Here is a 17,078-nt window from a genome sequence, read left to right as displayed (position 1 = left end):
AATACCCCAACCCTGAGTACCTATTATGAATACTACACCTACTGCCGGATGCCACAGCACGGACGACGGCACGACTCATGAGAACGCTGCCGAAAGCCTTCTGCCGCCCCTGACACGGGGAAGACTGACGGCCCTGTGCGATACGGGAACACTCTCCCCGGAAGCCTGGAAAAAAGCCCTACAAATCTGTGGCTTCAATCCGGATGGCAAAGCCTGGCTGGCCTATTGGCGCCAAATTTTCTTGCTGGGCGGTGCGCTCTTTTTTCTGGCTGGCGTTATCTGCTTTATCGCCTGGAATTGGGGAGCCATTTCGCCTTTTGGACGCATGGCCCTTATAGGTTCCCTGGTGGCAGGAACCGGCGTGGGAGCGGTACTGCTCGGTCCCGACGCTCGGCTTGGGGGTATACTGCTGCTGGCTTGCGGCATCAGCATGGGCCCCATGCTGGCAGTATTCGGCCAAAGTTATCAGACCGGCACGGAACTATGGGAACTTTTCAGAGTATGGACAGTTTTGCTGTGCCTGCTGGCACTGGCAGGCAAGCAAGCCGGCCTATGGTTTGCCACATGGATCTCGGGCAGTATTTTCGCCGCGCTCTGGTTTGGCCGCAGCCTTTCATCGCCCCTTGACGCCTTCGCCGCTTTTTTTGCCCTTCCTGAATGGCTTTTGGTCATTGCCTGCGCCATCATCGCATGGGAGTGGGCCGCGTGGCGGGCTGCACGGCACACCTCCGAATCATGGCTGCGATCGCGCTGGATGCCAAGGCTGCTTTTTTGCGATCTGGCCATCCGCTGCACTGCCTATCTATTGGTGCTCATCTTTGATGGTCCCTCCTGGGGAGACGAAAGCTTTCTCTGGCTGCCGCAGCAGTTCGTTTCGGCCTTTACGCTGGCAGCAGGCGGCGTATCCTGGTGGTGGTATCGAAAAAAAGTGGCGGACCTCTTTATACTGGCCGTGCTGCTTGGCGCGGCGACTATTCTTGTTCTGGCCTTTCTGGCCGAAGCACAGCTCTTCTTCCATACCGGGGCTGTTACAGCCTTTTTGCTCTGGGGCCTGCTAGTCACGGGCGTTACCGCATGCCTGGCGAAATTTTTATTATATTTGCAAAAAAGCATGGCGGCAGGAAAAAATAACGCAGCGATCGTGCCTGCACATGCTTTTTCTTTTCTCGGCCGCAGTGTGCCGGAACATTCGTGGCAAAACCTGTGGACACACCTGCAAAACGAACGGCTGATCCCACAGGAAACGCCGCTGCCGCACATGAACGCTCCTCTCTCGCCTTGGTATGTCAGGCTGCTGCTGGCTCTCGGGGGTTGGCTGGCGGCCATCCTGTTTATCTGTTTTCTCGCTTTCTTCGTTTTTGAAACCATGCAAATCATTGCATACGAAGAGGCGGGCATTTTTATAGCATCCATCCCCGTACTGCTTCTGGGACGAAGCATGCTGGTAAAAAACACCATATTCTCGCGCCATTTCGGCTTTGCTCTTGCCATTACCGGCACGGTGGGCATGTCCATAAGCATGTTTCTCACTGTCAACAGCTTCATGTCTGCCTGCTTTCTGCTGGCCCTGCTGCTGGTCGTCGTCAGCTCCCTTATGCAGACACCGCCCTACACCTTTCTTGCGGCTATGACCGTCGTTGCGGCTGTGTCCTTCGGTACGTCCTCTCTGGTATTCGAAGAACTGGGCCAATGGCAGGTGGAATCTTTGGGGAAAATCATTTTTTATCTACCCCTGATATGGTGGGTCGCCGTCAGCCTGGGCCTTGCCCGTTTTTGCCTGCATGAAAAAACATGGCGCGGCAGAGGTACATCACCCAATGCCGATGCCTGGTTTTTCGGCGCATATGCGGGCATGCTGATCTGCCAGCTTGCCTCCCTTGGCATATGGCAACAGTTTATGCTGCCTTTCCCGGCTTTGCGCGGCGCATACGGCATGGGCATAGGCGCGGCTCTGGGTATAGGCTATCTCGCCATCTCTTTAAGCCGGAAACGGCACGGCTTTGCGCGTGCGGGAGTGCTGCTGGCCGCGGCCGCCTCTTTTGTGCTGGCATGGCACCTGCCGGGAGCGGCGCTGGCCCTTCTTGGGCTTGCCCTGGCACGACAGATGACCAATATGGCCATGCAGGGATTTGTATTAACATACCTGCTGGCCTACATGATCTTTTACTACTATACGCTTGCTGTGCCTTTTGCTGCAAAAGCCCTGTATCTGACGGCGACTGGCATTGTTTTGCTGTTGCTTGCCCTAATCTTGCGCACCTGGTCTGCAAAAATAACGGCAAAGGAGGCAGCCGATGCGTAAGGCATATATTATCGCAGTACTGGTGCTGTTTTTTACAGGCTATATATTCTCTGTGCAGAAGATGGAGCGCATCGTTACGGACGGCAAAACCGTGCTGCTTCCTCTTGCCCCTGTAGACCCGCGTGCACTGCTTATGGGCGACTATATGGACCTCAGCTATGTGGTCAATGGAGATATTTACAGTGCCTTGCAAAAAGCAGAAGCCACCCGCGATGTCCCTGGTTCCCCTTCTGCCCCCCCTGCTGCCGCTCGCCCCCAAAATACAGGAACTTCCGCCATGCCCTCTCACGGCCTGGCTGTGCTACGGGTAACCAATGTTCCGGTTCCGCTGGCTGCGGACTTTGTGCGCCTCTACGATGGCAAGGACTTGCGGGATGAGGAATTTCTGCTGGCCTACAAACTGCGCGGGCACAGAGTCATCAGCGTGACTTCGGCGTTTTATTTTGAGGAAGGCAGCGCAAAACGCTACGAACAAGCCCGCTTCGGACTCTTCAAGGTCGCCAATGATGGAAAAACCCTTCTTGTTAATCTTTGCGACAGCCAGGGTCGGCCCATACAGTATGAAAAAACAGCAGAACAGGAAGTTCAGCCCTAGGTGTAGTGTTCCAATAGGTTGTTCACCCTCCCCCAAGTCGGTAAAGCTGGAGTTAACAGACAACAGCAAACCAAATGAGGGAAAGGGGGAAAACCTATTGGAACACTACATCTAGCCCTTGGAGCCGCGCTTGGACGCCTTGAGCGGGTTCACCTTTTTGGCAGAAGCCGTTTCGCTCTGGATCAGATGCTGGTTGTTTTTCCAGAGTTCTTCAGCATTCAGTCCCAGAGCATCAAGACGGGCGGCAACATCCTGGCGGGCGGCGTTGCTATAGCGGTTACGGTCTGCAAGATGTTTGCCCACGTAATTGTGGGTCGTCATGTACAGACCGGTGCTGTCAATAGCCAGCAGAAAAGTCGTATCATTTTCCTCAATGCTTTGAATGATCATTTCCGGCGTAGTGCCAAATCGTGTGGCCATGGATTCTCCTTGCAATGCGGGAAAAGGCGTTATGGCAGAAACCGTATTATATGAAATTGAAATTCAATGTCAACATATACCCCTATCACAACGGCTGTAACATATCCCTGGCAAGCCCTAAACCACCTGTCGTTTCTGCGATACGATTCAAGAATATCTGTTAGGGCATTTCACACTTGAAATGCTCGACAAGAATTTGGAGACAAATCCTTGTCGTCAAATGATTGCAGGGCAGCTTTGTCGACCGCAAGCAATCATTTGAAGCGTTAATTTCTCTAGGGATACATAATTTTTTGATCCGAGAGCGGTTCGCGCTTGCGCAGCTGTAACTTGCGCCACACGCGCGAAAAATACATGCGCAAAGGAATATACCAGAGTAAAAACCAGAAAATCATGCCCGGCTGATTGCCGAAAAGGGGTAGTTCAAACGGCAGCACGGGACTCAGCAGCCCGAACCGCAGTTTTACCCACGCAAACATGATGGGAATGGGCCACAAAGAGGCCACAAAAAGCGCTCCGCTCAGTGAGAAGTGGTAGCCAAAGGCTTCATGTCCCTGCCGGTTCACGGCCTTGAACGCCTGCTTGTCGCCCCCTGAAAGAGCCTGCTCACCCAGTTTATGGTAGTGCTGCATCTGGTCCTGATACTTCTTCAGCCGCCGGGCATGCAGTCTGTTAGCCATGCTCAGGGTGACAAGCCCAAGAATGACGGCCATAAGAGCCAGACAGCCCATACCGAAAATATAGCCGGTTTCCGGATGTGGTATCACCCGGAAAGGCAGCACAAGAACAGGGTCAATCCAGATCAGAAATGTTTCCATGGCTGTGCTCTTCCGGGCTTGGGTGTATAAAAACTGGCCGAAGTATACCGTAATGGCGCGGCGGAGACAATTCTCCGCCGCGCCATTATTTTTCAGGCAGCCGGAAGCAGAAAAGCCTGTTCACGACCGGCCCTGCCTCACCCCGCAACTACTGTTAAGGGACCGGACGCCATGCCCGTCCCTGTGGATTCCACATGGGGCCTAGCCCTTGAAGCATCCGTGCACAGCGGGCAAAGCCTACCCCGCCTGCTTCGACGCAAGAATTTGCTCCAATCCTTGCGGACAGCTCAGGCTGGAATGCTCTAGCCGAACATCCTGATCTGGAAGAAGCCACGCAACACATAGTCTGTACCCACATAAAGGGCCAGCACTATGAAGAGACGCTTCAGCCAGATTTCAGAGAAAAACCGCGATGTAAAAGGTCCAATGATAGAACCCACCGCCACCCCGACAAGCTCGATGCTCACCAGGTTCCAGTCCACCATCACGCCGTGCAGCATAAGGGTGGTGATGCCCGTGATCATGCTGACCAGAACGGCAAGAGCCGAAGTACCGGCGGCCAGGTACATAGGCAGGGAAGTTACGCTGGTAATGAAGGGAACCAGCAGAAAACCGCCACCCACGCCGAGAAAGGCCGCGATGCTGGCGATGACGACACCGCCGATGAAAGGCAGCAGCGGGTTAAAAGAAAATTCTACACCACAAAACGTGAAGACGCAGCGGGTCACGCTGAAAGAAACAAGTTTGACGCCTGTAGGGGCCGGGGTGCCGTCGCCCTTGCCTTTGGCGGCGGCCTCAAAAGCCTTCGAGGCTTCTTTGGCCTTGGCTTTGGAGCGCTGGCCCGCGGGCGAGGTTTCCCATATGAGATAAAGCCCCAAAAGCAGTACAAAAAGGCCGAAATAGCCCTGGTAAGATGAAAAATTCAGCTTGCCCGCAGTGAGAGAGGTAGACAGGTACGCCCCCACTATCGAACCAAGGCCAAGGGCAAAGCCCAGGGGCAGAACCAGACGCTTCAGGCGATAATAACTGAAGGTACTGATGACGGCTGAAAGCCCGGCAAGCATCTGGTTAGAGGCGCGCACCGAGTCGGTAACAGCCTTGTTGAGCGGCGTTTTGCCAAAGGACTTTGCGTAGTTGCCAAGGCCATGCACGCTCATGTGTCCCACGCCGGCCATAACGCCGCCAAAGGCACCCACGGTGGAGAAAATCCAGCCCACCCACAAGGCCCAGCCAAAAGCCAGAAGCATATTGATCTTGGGGCCGCCGGGAATACCGAGATAGCCAGGCTCGGCGCTGGCGTTATAGGTTTCGGGAGCGGCCTTGATCTGCTCGGCAATGGCGCCCTTGAGACCGGCCGGAGCCGTTTGCAGTTGGGCGGCAATGGCCGGGTCGTCAATGGCCTTGACCGGAGCCTTGGGGGCCTCAGGGGCCGGAGCGGGGGCAGCGGCAGCCGGGTCGGCAGCCGGGGCGGAACCTTCAGCCGCAAAAGCCTGGCCCACGGCGAGCAGCAGCAACAGTACCATGCTGCCACCGAGCATCCATCTGTTTTTCATAAACAATCTCCTCCAGATTTGCTTTGTCAACACCTGAATTATGTGCGCCCCGAAGAGAGCGGCACAGGATCAGCCCTTGTCAAAAATACACATTAATCCAGAAAAGCAATGATTGCGGGAAGATACCCCACAACACCGCTCCAGCAAGACAGACGGCGAGCACGGCTTGCAAGCCCGTTTCGCCCGTTATGGCGCAGGATGTTGCGGGGGCATCATCTTGACTATCCTGCATGTACATGCGTTTTGCAACACCAAGATAATACCAGGCCGATATGGTGCTGCACACAACAGCCACCACTACAGTAATCTGATACCCGGCCGCGAAGGCCGCACGAAACAGCATGAACTTGCCCATAAAACCGGCCGTGGGCGGAATGCCCGTCAGCGAGAAAAGAAAAACCAGCATAACCGCCGCCAGAAGCGGGCTGCGCGCGGCAAGCCCGCGATAGTCGTCCAGATCCTCTCCGGCGTCGGGGCCTTCGCCCATACGGCCTCTGCCGGAGCGGGCGGAAAGGTAGATTATAACGGCAAATGCGCCGATATTCATGCACAGGTAAATGGTCAGGTAGGCGGCCGTAGCTCTCAGCCCTTCAGGAGTACAGGCGGCAAGGCCCAGCAGCGCGTACCCGGCATGCGCAATGGCCGAATAGGCCAGCATGCGTTTAAGGCTTGTCTGGGCCAGGGCGGCAATGTTGCCGAGAAGCATGGTCAGCACCGCGAGTCCGGCCAAGGCATCACTCCATAACGGGCTCAGTTGCGGCAACCCCTGCAAAAGCACACGCCCAAGCACGGCAAAACTGGCCGTTTTGGCCGCTACAGACATAAAAGCCGTAACGGTGGTAGGCGCGCCTTCGTAAACATCCGGCGCCCATACATGAAAGGGAACCGTCGCCACCTTGAAGCCCAACCCGGCCAGCACCAGCCCCAGAGCCACCACTGCCGCAGGCAGGGTGTGCATGTCCGATACGCTCAGACTTACGGCAAGGCGGTGCGCCATTTCGGCAATATCTGTCTGCCCTGTCAGACCATAAAGAATGGACAGGCCAAAAAGCAGCAGGGCCGATGCAAAACTGCCCATAAGAAAATACTTGATGGCAGCCTCACTGCTGCGCGGATCAGCCGTGCGCAGGGCCACAAGGGCGTAAATGGGCAGGGCCATCAACTCAAGCCCAAGATAAAGCACTATGGCATCGCCTGCCGAAACCATGACGCACATGCCGAGAGTGGAAAAGGCCATGAGGCTGTAATACTCCCCCTGGCGCATGGAGGCATGGCGGCAAAAGGCCTCGCTCATAAGGGTGGTAAGACCAAGGGCCGCCAGGCAGACGACCTTGAAGGCCGCGGCCAGACCGTCAGCGCGAAACACGCCTCCAAAGGCGGTGGCTCCGCCGCTGAAGTTCATGCTCAGGGTCAGGGCAAGAGCAACGGCGGCCCCGGCGGCGGTAAGCCACTGCTGGAAAACCCGCTCGCGCGGATAAAAAAGATCGCCAAGCATGAGGCAGACAGCCGTGACCAGCAGAACCAGCTCCGGCGCAAGGGCGGGCAGATCGGCCAGCAAGGGAAGTGCAGAAAGAGGCGCAATAACAGTATCAGTCATGGTGGCTCCTTGTTACTCCGCCCTACCGGGCTGCAAAAGCCGCAAAAACCTGCTGCGTGTCACTGACAAGCCGCTCTACTGAAGCGTGGGTGTATTCCAGCAGCATATTGGGGGAAATGCCTATGGCGAGCACCAACACGGCCATGGTCAGCATGATGCTCAGCTCTCTGCCGTCAAGACCGGGCAAACCACGCACCGTATCTGAAACCTGCTTGAAAAACACTCGCTGGTAGAGCCACAGCATGTACCAGGCCCCCAGAATAAGCCCCGAGGACGCGACCACCGCAGCCCAGGGCGCGCGCTCGAATCCGCCCAGCAGAATAAGGAACTCGCCGATAAAGCCGTTAGTGCCCGGCAGACCGATGGCCGCCAGGGTGAACACCAGAAAAAATCCGGCCATGACGGGCATGGTGGTGGCAAGGCCGCCGTAGTCGCGTATCTGACGTGTATGGGTGCGGTCATAGATCATGCCCACGGCCAGAAAAAGCGCCCCTGTCACGATACCGTGGTTGAGCATCTGGATGATGGAACCTTCAACACCCTTCTGTGTCAGGGCGAAAAGCCCCAGGGTAACAAAACCCATATGGCTCACAGAACTGTATGCGATCAGACGCTTGATATCGGTTTGCGCCAGGCAGACCAGAGCGCCGTAAACGATGGCGATAACAGAAAGAATCAGCATGGGCGTCAACAGGGTCCAGGCGGCGTAAGGCAGAATGGGCAGACTGATGCGTAAAAAGCCGTAAGCCCCCATTTTGATCAGTACCCCCGCCAGAATGACCGAGCCTGCCGTGGGCGCTTCAGTATGGGCATCAGGCAGCCAGGTGTGCACGGGCCACATGGGCACCTTGACGGCAAATGCGGCAAAAAAGGCCCAGAATAAAAGTAGTTGCAGGTCTTTGCTGTAGTTCTGCCCGGCCAGGGCCAGCATGTCGAAGGTATTGCCGCCCTTGAGATAAAGAAGAATGATGCCCACAAGCATGAGCAGGCTGCCCAACAGGGTGTAAAGGAAAAACTTTACCGTGGCATAGATGCGCCGAGGCCCTCCCCACACACCGATGAGCAGAAACATCGGAATGAGCATGGCCTCCCAGAACACATAAAAAAGCATGAGGTCCAGCGCGCAGAACACGCCTATCATGGCCCCCTCGAGCAGCAGCAGGCTGACGAAGAATTCCTTGACCTTCAGGGTGATGCTTTTAAACGACACTACCACGCCCATAAGCGTGATGAGCGCCGTCAGCGGCAAAAAGAGCACACTTATGCCGTCAATGCCCAAGCTGTAGCGTATGTTCAGGCTTTCAATCCAGGGGCGGTTTTCCACCATCTGCATCTGCCACAAGCCCTTGTCAAACTGGCTGAGCGCCCAGAGGCTCAGGGCCAGTTCCACGGCACAGACGGTCAGCGCCCCCAGCCTGATAGTCTCCTCCCGCCCTCTGGGCAGGAGCATAAGCGAGAGACCGCCAAGCACAGGAACAAAGATAAGCAAGGAAAGTACGGGTACGGACATGCTGTCTCCCTGCCGTGTTTACGAGAAAATTCCCAGTTGCAGCACAATCAGAAGCACCACCGAGGCTCCGGCCAGCCAGGCCAGATAATGGGCCACATGCCCGTCCTGAAAACGGCGCAACCTGACAGAAAGCCTGCCGATGGCACGGGGCAGGCCATTGACCACCCCTTCGATTCCCTTGGTGTCCACCACGCGCAGCAGCACATGATCAGCCAGCCACAAGACCGGACGCACCAGACAGGCCGCGTAAATTTCGTCCACACGGTACTTGTGCAGAAAAAGCCTGTACAGGCGCGGAAAACTCTGCACCACCCTTTCCGGCCATTCAGTCTGGCGGTGGTACATGAACCACGCAAGACCGATGCCGCACACCCCCGCCAAGACTGAAGCCCCCATGAGCATAAGCTCCGCCGGGCCATCCAGGTGCAGATGCGGATGCCCCACAACCGGCTCAAGAAAACCGGCCCAGAGGTTGGAGCCACCAAGCACATGCGGAATGCCCAGCCAGCCAGCCCCCACAGCCCCGCAGGCCAGGAGGAGCAAAGGTATGGTGACCACCAGCGGCGACTCGCGCAAATGCTCGCGCTGATGCCGTGTGCCGCGAAATTCACCATAAAAAATGCTGAAAAACAGACGGAAGGAATAAAAAGCCGTCAAAAAGGCTACAAAGGTCCCCACGCCCCAGGCGAAATAGCCGGCCGTGGTATCTGCGTTGAAAGCCATAAGCAGGATCTCATCCTTGCTAAAAAAACCTGCCAGGCCCGGTACGCCGGAAATGGAAAGCGAAGCCAGCAAAAATGTGACGCAGGTGACGGGCATATATTTTCGTAACCCGCCCATACGACGCATATCCTGCTCATGGTGCATGCCCAGTATGACCGAACCGCAACCCAGAAACAGCAGAGCCTTGAAAAATGCATGGGTAAAGAGGTGAAAAATGCCCGCCGCATAGGCCCCTACACCACAGCCTATGAACATGAAAGCCAGCTGGCTGATGGTGGAATAGGCCACCACCCGCTTGATGTCCGTCTGGGTGAGGGCAATGGTGGCCGCAAAAAGCGCCGTAAGTGCACCCACCACGGTAATGACGCCAAGAGCTGTGGGGGAAAGGGAAAACAGCGCATTACAGCGGGCGACCAGAAAGACCCCCGCCGTGACCATAGTGGCCGCGTGAATGAGGGCGCTCACAGGCGTCGGACCTTCCATGGCATCGGGCAGCCACACATGCAGGGGCAACTGGGCAGACTTGCCCGCTGCGCCGCAAAAAAGCAGCAGGCAGACAAGGGTGGCCGCGTCAATGCTTATGCCACCAATGGTATAGCTCAGGCCCTGCAACAGTCCCGCACGGGCAAAAACATCATCATAATGCAGGCTGCCGAAAAGCGTGAATATGCAGAACAGGCCGAGCAAAAAGCCAAAATCGCCGAACCTGTTGACAATGAAAGCTTTTTTCCCCGCATCCGATGCCGAGGTTTTTTCGTAATAAAAGCCGATGAGCAGATAGGATGAAAGCCCTACAGCCTCCCATCCGAAAAAGAGCTGTAAAAAGTTATTGCTCAGCACCAGCATGAGCATGGAGAAAGAAAAGAGCGCCAGATAGGCGAAAAAGCGGTAATAGCCGTCCTCGCCCTTCATGTAGCCCACAGAATAGATGTGGACCAGTGTGCTGACACTGGTAACCACAATAAGCATAACTGCCGTAAGCTGGTCCACAAGAAAACCGAAAGACACGCTCAGATTGCCCGATGTTATCCAGTTATGCACATCAGCGTTGACGATAACGCCGTTCATGACATCGCGCAGGGCCAGAATGGAACAGCACAGGGAAACAACGATGGCTGCGATGGGCAGCCAGTGGGCGCGGCTGCCCCACCAGCGCCCGCACACCAGGGTAACGGCAAAGGCCAGCAGCGGACACAGCGGAATAAGCAAGAGGTATATGGGCATGGTTACCCCCGAAGCTCGACGATGTTGTCGTTGCGCACCGTTCTACGACTGCGGAACAGGCAGATGACTATGCCCAGCCCCACGGCGGCCTCGCACGCTGCCACCGTTATGACAAAAAGGGTGAAAACGTGGCCGCGCAAAGAATCCATAAAATAGCTCATGGCCACAAGGTTCAAGTTCACGCCGTTGAGCATGAGTTCAAGGGAAAGCAGCATGACAATAATATTGCGCCGCGTAAGAAATCCGGCCACACCAATGCAGAACAGCACAGTGGCCAGCGCCATGTACCATGAGAGAGGAATCATCGCGCCAGCCCTCCATCCCGTGTTTTGTGATCCCTGCCGCATGCGGCATCGCCCTTCTGGCCGCCAGACTGCGGGGCCTCGATGCCCTGGGCTTCTCCATACGTTTCACATGGGGAGTCTTCAGCAGTGCCGGGCAGGGGCTGCCTGCGCGCCAGCACAAGGGCCGCCACAAGAGCCACCAGCAACAGCACACCGGCCACTTCAAGAGCAAGAAAGTTGTGGGTGAACAGCTCGCGGCTCAGCGCTCTCGTGTGGGTCGCCTCGCGCAGGGCCTCATAGGGCCACACATCCTTGCCGCCAGCCATAAAAAAGCGCAAACCCCAGAGCAGAGTGCCGCATAGCGCTATGCCAATGGCATACCCCACCCTGGGATGCGGCACGAGGGCGGGCATGCGCATCTCACGCTTGAGGTTCACCAGAAAAACCACAAAAAGATACATGACAAGCACGGCCCCGGCGTAAACCACAATCTGCACCGCTGCCAGAAATTCGGCCTGAAGAGTCAGATAGACGGCGGCCATATGGACGAACAACAGCAGCACAAGAAGCACGCAATGCACCGGATTGCGCAGCCTGATGGACAGGATGCCGCACACAACGATGACAACGGCGCAGTAAAGAAAGAAAATTTCGCCAAACACGTCTTCCACCTCCCGGAATGGACTTGTGCATGCTCTTCCGGCAATCCTGCCCTGTTCAAGCTGCCTGATCACGCAAAACAGCCCGCAAGACCGGGCCGCTTCGCCCTATTCCGCAGTGTCCGCAGGGGCCTTTGCCAGGCCCGGCGCGGCACTTTCCCACATGTTGGCGATGCCGTGCGCCGTCTCATTGCGGAGCTTGCCCGCCTGCCAGTGTTGCCCTACCCACTGCTCCTCACCGCTCCACTCCGCACTCACATGCTCCTTGCGTTTGGGGGCCGGCAAAAAACGCTGCAAAGCATTGCGGGGGCGGCTCAACGGGTTCACATATCCTTCCAGGCTGCCCTTTTCCGCGGCAAATTCATCCCAGTTACGCAAGAGATGGGCCTCATCAAAAACAAATTCCTGTCGTGTACGGCCCGCATAGGCATAAATTTCTGTCAGCACGATGGCGTTCACCGGGCAGACTTCTGCGCAATACCCGCAGTAGATGCACCGCAGGGCGTCAATAACGTAAGCATCCACCTTACGGCTGCCGTCCACACTCCTGTGGCTGCGGATGCGGATGCAGTGCGACGGGCACACCCGGGCGCAACGCATACAGGCCACGCAGCGGCTGCCGCCGCTTTCCGCATCGCGCACCAGGGCGTGGCGACCGCGAAAACCAGCCGCCACCACCGGCTTTTCATCCGGGTACTGCTGCGTTACCGGTTTGCGGAACATGTGCCGCAGGGTGAGCGCCAAGCCTTGGGCAATCTCGGTTTGCAGCAATGTTTGCAACCAGTTACGGCGCGGTTTGTACTGTACTTGCATCAGTGGCCTCCAAAGCAGAAACCTTCATGGATTCCGTTGCGCACAAGGCTGTCCGCCCTAGCCGAACACGGCCCTGCCGATGGCCGTCAGCACGATGTTGAGCAGCGCCAGGGGAATGAGCACCTTCCAGCCAAGAGACATCAACTGGTCGTAGCGGTAACGTGGCAGGGTGGCGCGTAGCCAGAAAAAAACGAACATGATAAAATATACTTTGATAAGCAGCCAGAACGGCGGAAAAAATGGCAGGTCTACCGGCCCGTTCCAGCCGCCGAGAAAGCATATGGTACCCACGGTGGCCATAACGAACATGGATGTATACTCGGCCATGAAAAAAAGCGCGTAGCGCATGCCGCTGTATTCGGTGGAATAGCCTGAAACAAGCTCAGTTTCCGCCTCGGGCAGGTCAAAAGGAACCCTGTTCGTTTCGGCCAGCATGGCCACGCAGAATACAAAAAAGCCGATAATCTGCCGAAAAATGAACATGCCGAAAAAACTGTCGCCCTGCGCCTGAACAATGTCGCCAAGGTTGAGCGAGCCGGAAAGCAGCATGACGCCCACAAGGCTCAGCCCCATGGCTATCTCGTAGCTGATCACCTGCGCCGAAGCGCGCAATCCGCCAAGAAAGCTGTACTTGGAGTTGGAAGCCCAGCCCGCCAGCACCACGCCATAAGCACCGATGGAACTCATGGCAAAGACGAAAAGCAGGCCGATGTTCACATCGGTAACGGCCCAGCCCTCGGCCCAGGGCAGTATGGCAAGAGAAGCGAAAGCCGGAACCAGGCAGATGATGGGAGCCGCCAGAAAAATGGGCCTGTCTGCGGCGACGGGGACGATATCTTCTTTGAAGAAACTTTTTATGCCGTCGGCAATGGGCTGCAAAAGGCCGTGCCAGCCTACGCGCATGGGGCCGAGGCGCATCTGGATGTGCCCGATCACCTTGCGCTCGCAGTACGTGGCGTAGGCCACATGCAGCATCACAAGCACGAAGAGCACGATGAGTTGCAGCAGAATAAGCAGTATGTCCATATGGCTTGTCCTGTTTCAGACCCGTTTTGTCATGTTGCGCCTACAAGCCGCCGGGCGTACGCGGGCATGCCGCGTCGGGCTTCAGCGGTCCGATTCGCCCAGCACCACGTCCAGACTTCCGATATTTGCGATCAGGTCGGCGATAAGCCCGCCCCTGGCGATGCTTGCCAGCGCACCGATGTGTATGAAAGACGGCGCACGTACATGCATGCGGTACGGGCGGCTGCTGCCGTTGGAGATGAAGTAGAAACCCAGTTCTCCCTTGGGGACTTCTGTGGATACAAATACATCGCCCGCCATGTAGATATTTCTGTCACGCATAACGGCGCGCAGCCCACCGCCGTAAAGGGTGGTTTCGGGCGTGCCGTGCCAGCGTGACGGCGGCATGAGCAGATCCGGGGAGTCTTCGGCCAGCGTGGGGCCGGGAGGCATGGCGTCGATGCACTGCTGCAGAATGTGCGTAGACTGGCGCAGTTCCTCCATACGACAGCGATAACGGGCGTAGATATCCCCGTCAGCACCCAGAGGAACTGCAAAGTCCAGCAGGGCATACGCATCATAGGGCGCATGGCGGCGCACGTCATAATCCACGCCGGAACCGCGCAGACAGGCCCCGGTAAGACCCAACGACAGGGCTTCATCCGCGCTGACCTTGCCCACGCCAACGGTGCGCTTGAGCCAGATGCGGTTGGTATCCAGCAGGGTCTCGTATTCCACAATACGGCCGGGGAAAATGTTTACAAAATCCTGAAGGCCGCTCATGAACCTGCCGCTCACGTCCTGCCGCACACCGCCGATGCGCGGATACGTCAGGGTAAGCCGCGCGCCGCACAGGTCTTCAAAAAGATTGAGCAGCATTTCGCGCTCACGGAAGCAGTAAAGAAAAACCGTCATGGCCCCGATATCCAGGGCGTGGGTGGCAAGCCACAGCAAATGTGAACTGATGCGCGACATTTCGCAGGCAATGGTGCGGATGTACCGGGCGCGCAGGGGCGCTTCAATACCCAGCAGCTTTTCCACCGCCAGGCAATAGCCTGTGTTGTTGGACATGGCCGCGATATAGTCCAGTCGGTCCGTAAGCGTCAGGGCCTGGGCATAGGTGAACTTTTCCGCCAGTTTTTCAAATCCCCGGTGCAGATACCCGACCTGCGGGTCGCAATGCACGATGGTTTCGCCCTCAAGCTCAAGGTCCACCCGCAAAACGCCGTGTGTGGCCGGATGCTGCGGTCCCATGCGCAGGCTGGTGCGGTCGTCAAAATCTGCGTCGTCAAAATCGTTGTCGTCAAGGCAGTTGACGCAGGCAATATCGCTCTGCTCAAGACCGCTCAGTTCCTCGGCCGAAAGCCTGCCCGTAGGCTGGCCGTGGGGCACGGCGCACTCCACATGCTGCTTGCGCTGCTTACTCATGCCTTGCACCCCCCTGCCAGCTCAGGGCGTCCAGTTCTGCGGCGCGCTTGCGCAGGGCTGTCAGGCCCTCCCATTCCTCATGCCCCCGGGCCGGGATTTTCACGGGATATTCCTTGCGCAGCGGATGCCCATGCCAGTCATCGGGCAGAAGGATGCGACGCAAATCCGGATGTCCCCTGAAATGTATGCCCACAAGGTCCCAGGTTTCCCGCTCCAGCCAGTTGGCCCCGGTCCAGAGCGGTACGGCCGAATCAATGCCTTCCTCAGGATCGTCCACCATGGCCCGCAGGCGGATGCCATGGCGCTGCCTGATGGAGTAAAGATGGTAGACCACTTCAAAAGGACTCAGGCCCGGTTCGTTTCTGCGGCTGTTATCCACGCCACACAGGGCTTGCAGGTGCCGCATGTCAAGAACGTCGCGCAGGTAGGCCAGCAGTTCCAGAATGCGGCCGGACCGCACCAGAACCGCCAGCTGCCCCCGAAACTCGCGCACGTCCAGCACTTCTTCAGGAAAAAACCCGCGCAGGCGGTCCGCTATCTCCAGGGACTCCATCGCATCTGCTCCTTGTTGATGATCTCCTGAAGCCGGATAAACCCGTCAAACAGCGCCTCCGGGCGCGGAGGACAGCCGGGCACGTAAACATCCACAGGCACAATCTGGTCCACGCCCTGGGTCACGGCGTAAGACTGAAACAGGCCGCCGCTACACGCACAACTGCCCATGGCGAGCACGTAGCGCGGTTCGGGCATCTGGTCGTATACGCGGCGCAGCACCGGAGCCATTTTTTTGCTTAACGTGCCCGCCACCACCATGCAGTCTGCCTGCCGGGGGCTGGCACGAAAAATAATGCCGAAACGGTCAAGATCGTGGTGGGCTGCCCCGGTAGCCATCATTTCAATGGCACAGCAGGCCAGCCCAAAGGTCACGGGCCAGATGGACCCCGCCCTGCCCCAGTTCACAAGAGCGTTGAGCGGCCCGATAACAGCGCCTGCGCCGGGAAAAAAACGCAGGCCGTCCTTACTGACCTCAAGGGGCTGCCCGCCGGTGTGCACAGCCCCCCCGGACTTTGTGACTACTTCACCCATTGGAACGCCCCCTTCTTCCAGGCATACAGGTAGCCGAGAACCAGCAGAGCCATAAAGGTGAACATCTCCACCATGCCAAGGCTGCCAAGGCGCACAAACTCCACGGCCCAGGTATAAAGATAGATGGCCTCCACATCGATAATGACAAACAGTATAGCTACGTAATAAAACTTGATGGAAAAACGCGTTCGCGGTTCAGCCGTAGGTTCGTTGCCCGATTCATAGGCCACAAGCTTTTCCGGATAAGGCCTGCTCATGCGGAAAAAGCGCCCCACAAAAAGCGTGATCAGACCAAAAAGCAGTGTGATGATAATGAGCAGCAGTACGGCAAGATATTCTTGACCGGCTGTTGTATGCACCATGGTAGCCACCTTGCTTTCCTTCACAATTTTTCGCTTTCACCGCACCGGACGTTGCCGGGCTTCGTGAGCCGCGCTTCCGGCACAGAGGCGCGCCTTTGTGCGCCAGATTGCCGCCCCTGCACTGCGCAGCAAATGGCAGGGTAAAGACCCTGCTTTCAGCGCGTCGTGGGCCGGAGTTTCTGTATCTGCTCCGCAAAATGCTGCCGCCGCTCCTGGCTGGCCTCGGAGGGAACCGTGAATCCCAGGCAGCTCATGGCGCAGGTCGTCACACAGGCCGGGCGCAGCCCCTGGTCTATGCGGTCGCGGCACAGGTCGCACTTGTCCACCTTGCCGGTATCGGGATTCCACTGGGGTGCGGCCCACGGGCAGGCGGTAATGCACGCCTTGCAGCCCACGCAGAATTTTTTTTCCACATAGACGATGCCGTCCTCGCGGCGGCGCATGGCCCCCGTGGGACAAGCCTTTACGCACCAGGGGTTTTCGCAATGAAAACAGGATGTATAGACAAAACCCAGCCCTGGGCGCGGCTCGCTCTGCTCCACGGTGAGAATACGGCAAAAAAATGCGCCGGCGCCGCCGTTATGCAGACTGCGACACTGCACTTCACAGGCCTTGCAGCCGATGCATTCCGCAGAGTTGTGGGTGACGACATACTTGCTCATAAACATCCTCCGCTATTCCGGGGTTCACGCCCCCATA

General features: G+C 57.2%; 17 protein-coding genes. 2 read left to right on the top strand and 15 right to left on the bottom strand.

Annotation, left to right across the window (positions count from 1 at the left end; translation table 11 throughout):
• Positions 1-25 precede the first annotated feature (25 nt).
• Together ACZ495_RS02185 and ACZ495_RS02180 are read left to right on the top strand one after the other, a co-directional pair.
• Positions 26-2,302: a DUF4401 domain-containing protein gene (locus tag ACZ495_RS02185; protein WP_394027293.1), complete on the top strand. Its 2,277-nt coding sequence runs from the start codon at positions 26-28 to the stop codon at positions 2,300-2,302.
• The gene (locus ACZ495_RS02180) at positions 2,295-2,897 is read left to right on the top strand and encodes a GDYXXLXY domain-containing protein (protein ID WP_072312272.1); all 603 of its coding nucleotides are present in this window, start codon (positions 2,295-2,297) and stop codon (positions 2,895-2,897) included. Before ACZ495_RS02185 ends, ACZ495_RS02180 begins: the two co-directional genes overlap by 8 nt.
• A gap of 111 nt (positions 2,898-3,008) precedes the next feature.
• On the opposite strand, the gene ACZ495_RS02175 is transcribed toward ACZ495_RS02180, so the two are convergent.
• The 15 genes from ACZ495_RS02175 to ACZ495_RS02105 all read right to left on the bottom strand — a co-directional run bounded on the left by ACZ495_RS02175 (position 3,009) and on the right by ACZ495_RS02105 (position 17,041).
• Positions 3,009-3,317, bottom strand: coding sequence for a hypothetical protein (locus ACZ495_RS02175; RefSeq protein ID WP_012625275.1), 309 nt, complete (start codon positions 3,315-3,317; stop codon positions 3,009-3,011).
• Positions 3,318-3,592: 275 nt separating this feature from the next.
• Entirely contained in the window at positions 3,593-4,135 is a 543-nt protein-coding gene (locus tag ACZ495_RS02170) for a hypothetical protein (protein WP_012625276.1), read from the bottom strand.
• A 302-nt stretch (positions 4,136-4,437) separates the two neighbouring features.
• Positions 4,438-5,688, bottom strand: a complete 1,251-nt coding sequence (locus tag ACZ495_RS02165; RefSeq protein ID WP_072312271.1) for a sulfite exporter TauE/SafE family protein — start codon at positions 5,686-5,688, stop codon at positions 4,438-4,440.
• A gap of 79 nt (positions 5,689-5,767) precedes the next feature.
• On the bottom strand, positions 5,768-7,285 hold the full coding sequence (locus ACZ495_RS02160) for an NADH-quinone oxidoreductase subunit N (protein WP_464262543.1): 1,518 nt from the start codon (positions 7,283-7,285) through the stop codon (positions 5,768-5,770).
• 22 nt (positions 7,286-7,307) lie between these two features.
• Positions 7,308-8,795 carry an NADH-quinone oxidoreductase subunit M gene (locus tag ACZ495_RS02155; RefSeq protein WP_464262542.1) on the bottom strand — a complete coding sequence of 496 codons (1,488 nt, stop codon included), beginning with the start codon at positions 8,793-8,795 and terminating at the stop codon, positions 7,308-7,310.
• Between the two features lie 18 nt (positions 8,796-8,813).
• Entirely contained in the window at positions 8,814-10,742 is a 1,929-nt protein-coding gene (gene nuoL, locus ACZ495_RS02150) for an NADH-quinone oxidoreductase subunit L (protein ID WP_464262541.1), read from the bottom strand.
• Between the two features lie 2 nt (positions 10,743-10,744).
• Entirely contained in the window at positions 10,745-11,047 is a 303-nt protein-coding gene (nuoK, locus tag ACZ495_RS02145; protein ID WP_012625281.1) for an NADH-quinone oxidoreductase subunit NuoK, read from the bottom strand.
• On the bottom strand, positions 11,044-11,688 hold the full coding sequence (locus ACZ495_RS02140; RefSeq protein ID WP_464262540.1) for an NADH-quinone oxidoreductase subunit J family protein: 645 nt from the start codon (positions 11,686-11,688) through the stop codon (positions 11,044-11,046). Before ACZ495_RS02140 ends, nuoK begins: the two co-directional genes overlap by 4 nt.
• Positions 11,689-11,793: 105 nt before the next feature.
• Positions 11,794-12,498 (bottom strand): NADH-quinone oxidoreductase subunit NuoI, encoded by a 705-nt coding sequence (gene nuoI, locus ACZ495_RS02135; RefSeq protein ID WP_012625283.1) that lies wholly within the window; start codon positions 12,496-12,498, stop codon positions 11,794-11,796.
• Positions 12,499-12,555: 57 nt separating this feature from the next.
• Positions 12,556-13,524, bottom strand: coding sequence for an NADH-quinone oxidoreductase subunit NuoH (nuoH, locus tag ACZ495_RS02130; protein WP_012625284.1), 969 nt, complete (start codon positions 13,522-13,524; stop codon positions 12,556-12,558).
• A gap of 81 nt (positions 13,525-13,605) precedes the next feature.
• Positions 13,606-14,931: an NADH dehydrogenase (quinone) subunit D gene (gene nuoD / locus ACZ495_RS02125; protein ID WP_081428297.1), complete on the bottom strand. Its 1,326-nt coding sequence runs from the start codon at positions 14,929-14,931 to the stop codon at positions 13,606-13,608.
• Positions 14,924-15,484 (bottom strand): NADH-quinone oxidoreductase subunit C, encoded by a 561-nt coding sequence (locus tag ACZ495_RS02120; protein ID WP_464262539.1) that lies wholly within the window; start codon positions 15,482-15,484, stop codon positions 14,924-14,926. Before ACZ495_RS02120 ends, nuoD begins: the two co-directional genes overlap by 8 nt.
• Complete coding sequence (locus ACZ495_RS02115; protein ID WP_096152807.1) at positions 15,466-16,017, bottom strand: NADH-quinone oxidoreductase subunit B; 552 nt, start codon at positions 16,015-16,017, stop codon at positions 15,466-15,468. The genes ACZ495_RS02120 and ACZ495_RS02115 overlap by 19 nt, the downstream gene beginning before the upstream one ends.
• A complete protein-coding gene (locus tag ACZ495_RS02110) occupies positions 16,005-16,379 on the bottom strand; it encodes an NADH-quinone oxidoreductase subunit A (protein WP_012625288.1) in 375 nt (124 codons plus the stop codon). The genes ACZ495_RS02115 and ACZ495_RS02110 overlap by 13 nt, the downstream gene beginning before the upstream one ends.
• 155 nt (positions 16,380-16,534) lie before the next feature.
• Complete coding sequence (locus ACZ495_RS02105) at positions 16,535-17,041, bottom strand: 4Fe-4S dicluster domain-containing protein (RefSeq protein WP_012625289.1); 507 nt, start codon at positions 17,039-17,041, stop codon at positions 16,535-16,537.
• Between the last annotated feature and the right edge of the window lie 37 nt (positions 17,042-17,078).

It is taken from the genome of Desulfovibrio sp. GTC20076, assembly GCF_055385905.1.
This window is presented reverse-complemented; position numbering and strand designations above follow the sequence as displayed.

Bases quoted from the DNA above. Each gene is read 5' to 3' on its own strand.
- ACZ495_RS02185 (WP_394027293.1), top strand. From the start codon at position 26: ATGAATACTACACCTACTGCCGGATGCCACAGCACGGACGACGGCACG.
- ACZ495_RS02180 (WP_072312272.1), top strand. From the start codon at position 2,295: ATGCGTAAGGCATATATTATCGCAGTACTGGTGCTGTTTTTTACAGGC.
- ACZ495_RS02175 (WP_012625275.1), bottom strand. From the start codon at position 3,317: ATGGCCACACGATTTGGCACTACGCCGGAAATGATCATTCAAAGCATT.
- ACZ495_RS02170 (WP_012625276.1), bottom strand. From the start codon at position 4,135: ATGGAAACATTTCTGATCTGGATTGACCCTGTTCTTGTGCTGCCTTTC.
- ACZ495_RS02165 (WP_072312271.1), bottom strand. From the start codon at position 5,688: ATGAAAAACAGATGGATGCTCGGTGGCAGCATGGTACTGTTGCTGCTG.
- ACZ495_RS02160 (WP_464262543.1), bottom strand. From the start codon at position 7,285: ATGACTGATACTGTTATTGCGCCTCTTTCTGCACTTCCCTTGCTGGCC.
- ACZ495_RS02155 (WP_464262542.1), bottom strand. From the start codon at position 8,795: ATGTCCGTACCCGTACTTTCCTTGCTTATCTTTGTTCCTGTGCTTGGC.
- nuoL (WP_464262541.1), bottom strand. From the start codon at position 10,742: ATGCCCATATACCTCTTGCTTATTCCGCTGTGTCCGCTGCTGGCCTTT.
- nuoK (WP_012625281.1), bottom strand. From the start codon at position 11,047: ATGATTCCTCTCTCATGGTACATGGCGCTGGCCACTGTGCTGTTCTGC.
- nuoI (WP_012625283.1), bottom strand. From the start codon at position 12,498: ATGCAAGTACAGTACAAACCGCGCCGTAACTGGTTGCAAACATTGCTG.
- nuoH (WP_012625284.1), bottom strand. From the start codon at position 13,524: ATGGACATACTGCTTATTCTGCTGCAACTCATCGTGCTCTTCGTGCTT.
- nuoD (WP_081428297.1), bottom strand. From the start codon at position 14,931: ATGAGTAAGCAGCGCAAGCAGCATGTGGAGTGCGCCGTGCCCCACGGC.
- ACZ495_RS02120 (WP_464262539.1), bottom strand. From the start codon at position 15,484: ATGGAGTCCCTGGAGATAGCGGACCGCCTGCGCGGGTTTTTTCCTGAA.
- ACZ495_RS02115 (WP_096152807.1), bottom strand. From the start codon at position 16,017: ATGGGTGAAGTAGTCACAAAGTCCGGGGGGGCTGTGCACACCGGCGGG.
- ACZ495_RS02110 (WP_012625288.1), bottom strand. From the start codon at position 16,379: ATGGTGCATACAACAGCCGGTCAAGAATATCTTGCCGTACTGCTGCTC.
- ACZ495_RS02105 (WP_012625289.1), bottom strand. From the start codon at position 17,041: ATGAGCAAGTATGTCGTCACCCACAACTCTGCGGAATGCATCGGCTGC.